General features: G+C 65.7%; 5 protein-coding genes. 3 read left to right on the top strand and 2 right to left on the bottom strand.

What is annotated here, in order from left to right:
• Positions 1 to 77: 77 nt before the first annotated feature.
• A complete protein-coding gene (locus DQW85_RS09575) occupies positions 78 to 689 on the bottom strand; it encodes a plasmid pRiA4b ORF-3 family protein (protein WP_113700006.1) in 612 nt (203 codons plus the stop codon).
• A gap of 293 nt (positions 690 to 982) precedes the next feature.
• Positions 983 to 1,699: a GntR family transcriptional regulator gene (locus DQW85_RS09580; RefSeq protein WP_113700007.1), complete on the bottom strand. Its 717-nt coding sequence runs from the start codon at positions 1,697 to 1,699 to the stop codon at positions 983 to 985.
• 364 nt (positions 1,700 to 2,063) lie between these two features.
• Between DQW85_RS09580 and dapA the strand changes: the two genes are divergently transcribed.
• From dapA to DQW85_RS09595, 3 genes are all read left to right on the top strand, one after another.
• Positions 2,064 to 2,981: a 4-hydroxy-tetrahydrodipicolinate synthase gene (gene dapA, locus DQW85_RS09585; RefSeq protein ID WP_113700008.1), complete on the top strand. Its 918-nt coding sequence runs from the start codon at positions 2,064 to 2,066 to the stop codon at positions 2,979 to 2,981.
• Positions 2,982 to 3,035: 54 nt separating this feature from the next.
• The gene (locus tag DQW85_RS09590; protein WP_113700009.1) at positions 3,036 to 4,721 is read left to right on the top strand and encodes a ribonuclease J; all 1,686 of its coding nucleotides are present in this window, start codon (positions 3,036 to 3,038) and stop codon (positions 4,719 to 4,721) included.
• A 669-nt stretch (positions 4,722 to 5,390) separates the two neighbouring features.
• The gene (locus DQW85_RS09595) at positions 5,391 to 6,110 is read left to right on the top strand and encodes a trypsin-like serine protease (RefSeq protein WP_162794863.1); all 720 of its coding nucleotides are present in this window, start codon (positions 5,391 to 5,393) and stop codon (positions 6,108 to 6,110) included.
• Positions 6,111 to 6,183: the final 73 nt, after the last annotated feature.

A 6,183-nucleotide genomic window follows, 5' to 3' on the forward strand; every position in this document is an offset into this window, starting at 1 on the left:
TCGGGTGTAGCGACTCTGCGTCGCTGCGGAGCACTGGCTTCAAGGTGCCCTGGCTGCCTCCGCCGGTTACGCCGGGCTCACGGTGTTCTGTTGCATTGGCGCGTTACGAGTACGGCTGCCATGTGGGACAGCGTGGCGTTCGTGCCGGCCAGGTCGAAGGCTGCCGGGTCGAACTCGTCAGCTGAGTCGAGGCCGAGCCATTCCAGCCGATCCTCGTGCTCCTCATGGGCGGGGTCGGCGAGAATCTCCAGCAGATGGTCATAACCCCAGATGCCGCCGCAGTCTTCAGGTGGGCAGGCGCGGCGTCCGGTGAGACAGCGTGGGTAGGCGATGCCTGGCTCGGCTGGGGCGACCGCCTCGACAAGGATGGCGTGTTCCCAGTCGTCGCCGAAGTCGTAGGTGTAACCAAGCCGATCTCCAGACGCAGGGGTGACCTGGTGGAGCCGTTTGGCCGCGGCACTGGCGATCCGCAGCTCGCCGTCGGTGACGCCGTAGCGGCCCAGAGGGTTTTCGAAGACCCACATGTGGTAGTCCTCCCAGCCGAACGCGGCTTGCAGAACCCCGTGCAGGTTTCGCAGCGTGATCGCAGACGGAACCTCCAGCCGCCGCCAGATCGGGGGCCGGGACCCGACCAACGTGACCTTGATCCGGTGGATGGTCGGGGCGCCGGGGAGGAGTCGGGAACTCATGATGGCATCTTGGTGTACGGCTTCCAGATCACGCGCACGGCAGCCGAAATGATGGCAGGGCGTGCCTGGATCTGGGCCGCCGGTCGGGGGCAGGAACCGGTACGGCGTCAGGCCTGGGCGCCTTGGCGGTGGCGCAAGCGGTTCCGTGGCGCGGGGCACCACGGAATCTCCGCCTCGCGGATCACTTGGCGGCCTGGCCTGCTATCTGACGGGCCCGTCGGGTCCGTGGGGGAAGTGCGCTCCGGGCCTGAGGTGGCGGGTGCCAGCCCGGAGCGGGTGCCCCTGCGTCGCCCTCAGAGGGGCATGCTGTACATGACGCGGAAGCGATCACCGGGGATCACGATGTCGCTCGTCTCCACCGGACGGTCGCCTGCCCAGTGGGTGCGTTCGACATGCAGAACGTGAACACCCGCCGCCAACTGCAGGGCGTCCATCTCCGCTGGTCGGGGAACCCGGGTGTGTACGCTCTCGACGATCTCAGTGATCTTGATTCCGAACGCGTACATCCTGGTGATCAGGCTCCGTCGCTCCTCGTCCCCATGGGTGGCGAAGTCCATGGGCTCGTACGAGGTGGCGAGTTGGAGCGGCTTGCCGTCGCCGCGGAAGATGTAGTGCGTCCGGGTGAGTCTGGTGGACGCGTCGATCCGAAGCCGCCTGCCGAGCTCGGGACCCGCCTCGACGGGCTCGCTGTGCCAGTCCCATGTCACTCGCCTGCCCTGGGACTGCAGGTCGGCGGCGAACGGCGCTGGATGATCAAGGAACCGCCATCGGTGCAGCGGAGCGAGGACAGGACGGTCTCTGACGTAATGGCCCGACCCCACCCGGCCGATGATGAGGCCCTCGCCTGCGAGAACGCGCAGGGCATGCCGGGCCGCGGTCTCGCCGACCTGATATTTGCGGGTCAGCTGCGCCCGCGAGGGGATGGGCGCGCCGGGGGGAAGGGTGCCGTCGTTGATCTGCCGCCGAATGTCTTCGACGACACGCAGGTAGACCGGATCTGAGGTGGCCACTAGTCCATCCCTGGGGGTTCGTGTGAGGCGTTGCCCTATGTTGCCGTATTCGACAAGTAACCGACCGTCATCGAGCACGCTTGGAGCCCCAACTTTGCGACCGGCAAAATTATCAGAGAAACCGTGTAACGCAGACGTAAGGGGTGGCGATGGACCGGTAGAGGTCGTCGATGTGTGTACCCCCGAGCACATATCGGCGGCCTCTACCAATGTGCCCTCGAGAGATGCCGTAAAGATCCATAGTCCCGGTCTGGCGGGACAAGCCCTCAGATGGCATGGAACGGCGTGACAAAGGGTGGCCCCAGGCTGGCAAAACGGGGTGGCGGCGTCCACCGCTTTTGGGAATCCAGGTAGCGTTCGCACTATGGCACCGCCGACTCGAACCACGGACGCACCCTTCGGCCGCATGCTGACCGCGATGGTCACGCCCTTCACCCCCGACGGCGCGGTCGACTACCCGGCCGTACGCCGGCTCGCCAGCTACCTGGTGGACGAGCAGCGCAACGACGGTCTGATCGTGAGTGGGACGACCGGCGAGTCGCCGACCACCTCCGACGAGGAGAAGGAACGCATCCTCAGCACCGTGCTGGAGGCGGTCGGGGATCGGGCGAGCGTGGTGGCGGGGGCCGGATCCAATGACACGCATCACAGTGTCAAACTCGCGAAGGCGGCGGCCCGGGCTGGAGCGCACGGCCTGCTGGTGGTGACGCCGTACTACAACAAGCCCCCGCAGGAAGGGCTCTATCAGCATTTCGCCGCCGTGGCCGACTCGACGGACCTGCCGGTGATGCTCTATGACATTCCGGGCCGAAGCGGCGTGCCGATCACGTCCACGACCCTGATCCGGCTGGCGCAGCACGAGCGCATCGTGGCCGTGAAGGACGCCAAGGGCGACCTGTTCGCCGGTAGCCAGGTCATGACGGTGACCGGCCTCGCGTTCTACTCGGGTGACGATCTGCTCAACCTGCCCTGGCTCTCGGTCGGCGCGGCCGGGTTCGTGAGCGTCGTGGGACATGTGGTCGGCGCCGAGCTGGCCCGCATGATCGAGCTCCACCGTGCCGGCGATGTCGCGCAGGCCCTCACCGTGCATCGCCAGCTGGCGCCCGTGGTCGAAGGGATCATGTTGAGCGCGGGGGGCGCGATCATGGCGAAGGCTGCGCTGGGCATGGTCGGCATGCCCGTCGGACCGGTACGGCTGCCGCTGGTGGCCGCGACCGAGAAGCAGAACGCCGAGCTGCGTGCCTGCCTGGTAGCAGGCGGGGTGAAGTTGGCAGACGTATAGGAATGGGGAGGAATAGGGAGTTTTGAGAACACGATTTGACCATGGGGGGCAGGTATGAGCCATCCTCATCCGGAGCTCGGCCCCCCTCCGCCGCTTGCGGACGGCGGCCTGCGCATCGTCGCGCTGGGCGGTCTCGGGGAGATCGGCAGGAACATGGCCGTCTTCGAGTACGAAGGCCGGCTGCTGATCGTCGACTGTGGCGTTCTGTTTCCCGAGCCGGATCAGCCGGGCGTCGATCTGATCCTGCCCGATTTCGAGTACATCAGGGACCGGCTCGACGACATCGACGCCCTGGTGCTCACGCACGCCCATGAAGACCACATCGGTGCCGTGCCCTACCTTCTGCGCGAGCGGCGCGACATCCCGCTCATCGGATCCAGGCTCACGCTGGCCCTCATCGAGGCGAAGCTCACCGAGCACCGGATCCAGCCCACCAAGATCGAGGTTGTCGAAGGCGAGCGGCACAGGTTCGGGCCGTTCGAGTGTGAGTTCCTGGCGGTCAACCACTCGATCCCCGACGCGCTGGCGGTGGCCATCAGGACACCCGCCGGCATCGTGCTGCACACTGGCGACTTCCGGATGGACCAGTTGCCGAGTGACGGTCGTCTCACCGACCTGGGCGGGTTCGCCAGGCTCGGCAGCGAGGGCGTCGATCTGCTGATGTCCGACTCGACCAACTCCGAGGTGCCGGGGTTCGTCACCAGTGAGCACGAGATCGGGCCGGTCATCGACGAGGTCATCCGAACCTCGGAGCAGCGGGTCATCGTGGCCAGTTTCGCTTCGCACGTGCACCGCATCCAGCAGGTCATGGACGCCGCGGCCCGGCATGGCCGCAAGGTCGCCCTGGTCGGCCGTTCGATGGTGCGCAACATGGGGGTGGCCCGTGACCTCGGCTATCTCAAGGTGCCGCCGGAGTTGATCGTCGACTCGCGCGACATCGAGGAGTGGCCGCCACAGGACGTGGTGCTGATCTGCACCGGCTCCCAGGGCGAGCCGATGGCGGCCCTGTCGAGGATGGCGAACCGCGACCACCCGATTCGCATCGCTCCCGGTGACACCGTGCTGCTGGCCTCGTCGCTGGTGCCCGGCAACGAGACGGCCGTCAACAAGGTGATCAACGGGCTGACCCGCTGGGGTGCCCGTGTCGTGCACAAGGGCAACGCCAAGGTGCACGTCTCCGGCCACGCGGCCGCCGGCGAGCTGCTGTATGTCCTCAACCTGACGCGTCCGTCCAACTTCATGCCGGTGCACGGCGAGTGGCGTCACCTGCGGGCGCACGCCAAGCTGGCCGCACTCACCGGCGTGCCGGAGGACCACATCGTCATCGCCGAGGACGGTGTGGTGGTCGACCTGTTGGACGGCCGAGCGAAGATCGTCGGAGCGGTCCACGCCGGGTACGTCTACGTCGACGGCTCGTCGGTCGGTGAGATCACCGACACCTCGCTGAAGGACCGCAGGATCCTCGGTGACGAAGGGTTCATCTCGGTCGTCGTCGTGGTCGACTCGAACACCGGGAAGCTCACGGCGGGCCCGGAGATCCACGCGCGTGGGTCGGGAATCGACCCGGCGCAGTTCGACGAGTTCATCCCGCAGATCGAGAAGGCGCTGGAGGCCAAGGCCGCCGACGGGGTGGTCGACATGCAGGAGATCCGGCGGGTGGTCCGCCGCACGGTCGGGCGGTGGGTGAGCGACACCTACCGGCGTCGACCGATGATCATCCCGGTGGTGCTCGAGGTCTGAGACCGTCTCTCGGCGTTGGCCGAGGGGATCGCCACCGTGCAGTTCAGGGCAGGTACGGCGGGCCGCTCCGTCCGCCGTACCCGCTGGGCCTGGCTGGGGACATGCTGCCCCGGTTCTGCGGGTTTGGTAGCCCGCCGCATCGGCCTCAGGCCCCCGATGACAAGCGCCCAGCGGCGAGCAGGCGCGCCCACAGAAAGCCTTTGGATCCGTCCCTACCCGTAAGGTGGCCGGCGACGGAACCGCCCAACGCGCAAAGGTTGTAGTCGAGCGACAAAAAACCGCGACGTGCCGCAGGTTCGAAAGCTTCGGGCTGTTGCCTCACAGGCTCCAGGCTCATCCCCACCCCACCATGACGACATCGAGCACGGCCTCAGGAGTCACAGGCCCCGAGGTCGAACTGGACAGAAAATGGCCTGGAAAGTGAGCACCTCGCCGATTTTTGATCAGAAGGCCTGAATGCGGAGGGTGCGGCTGAGCCGTCACTTACCGTTTGAGGCGCTCCACGCAGGTCCCCCCGAAACATTCGTGGTCACGTTCTGCCCAACAGTGCCACCGCGGCCCCGCCGCCCCTGTGCGTACCCGCAGTCCGGTATCGGCGCGCCGTTCCGATCGCCGAACCAACCCCCCACCCGCGTGTCCGAGAGGATTTGGATAAGAATGTTACGCCGCGTGAAGGTACTGACTTGGCTCCTCATGGCGCTCATGGTCACCAGTACTACGATAGCGCCGAATGCGAACGCCATCATCGGCGGCAAGAACGCCGGTAAGCTCAGGGGCCAGGTGCAGTTCTGGGTCAATGGAAATATTGCGTGCAGTGGCACTCTGATTGGCGGCAACTGGGTTCTCACCGCCAAACACTGCATCGAGGACCGCGGGGCCACCGTCCACAACAGCTCGATCTATGCGGGATCCCGCCACATAGGCGAGGGCCATCGAATGATCATAGCCGGCATTTACAAGCATCCCTCCTTGGACGCCGCCCTGCTGAATCTGTGGAATAACGTACCCAACTACCAAAACGTTGTCGTCGGTTACGGCATCGGATCTCCAGGACTGAATGCCAAAGTGTCGCTCAGTGGCTGGGGGTGGACTGAGCCCGAGCTCTCGCCTGGCACCCACCTCCCGGCGACCCGGCTTCAGATCGCCAGCATGCGAGTCAACCGGTACCGGTACAACGATCCGAGGATAGGATCGGGAGACACTGCCATTCAGTATGTGTACAACGGATCCGGAGTGCCCGGACTTGGAGACTCGGGCGCTGGACTTTACATCAGCCGTCGCATATTCGCGGTCCACGTCCTTGGCGACGACGTCTCCAATGGATCTGGAGTGCTGACCGAAGCACTCCAACCCTGGATCGAGTACATCAGCGGCATTGAGCCCTCCTAGCGATCTTCGGTCGCTGGTTTCTGTAGGTTTGTGTCAAGTTTCACGACGCCCGAGGAAGTCGAGCTTGGGCGGC

Origin of the sequence: Nonomuraea lactucae (assembly GCF_003313395.1) — a bacterium.
GTDB classification, from domain to species: domain Bacteria; phylum Actinomycetota; class Actinomycetes; order Streptosporangiales; family Streptosporangiaceae; genus Nonomuraea; species Nonomuraea lactucae.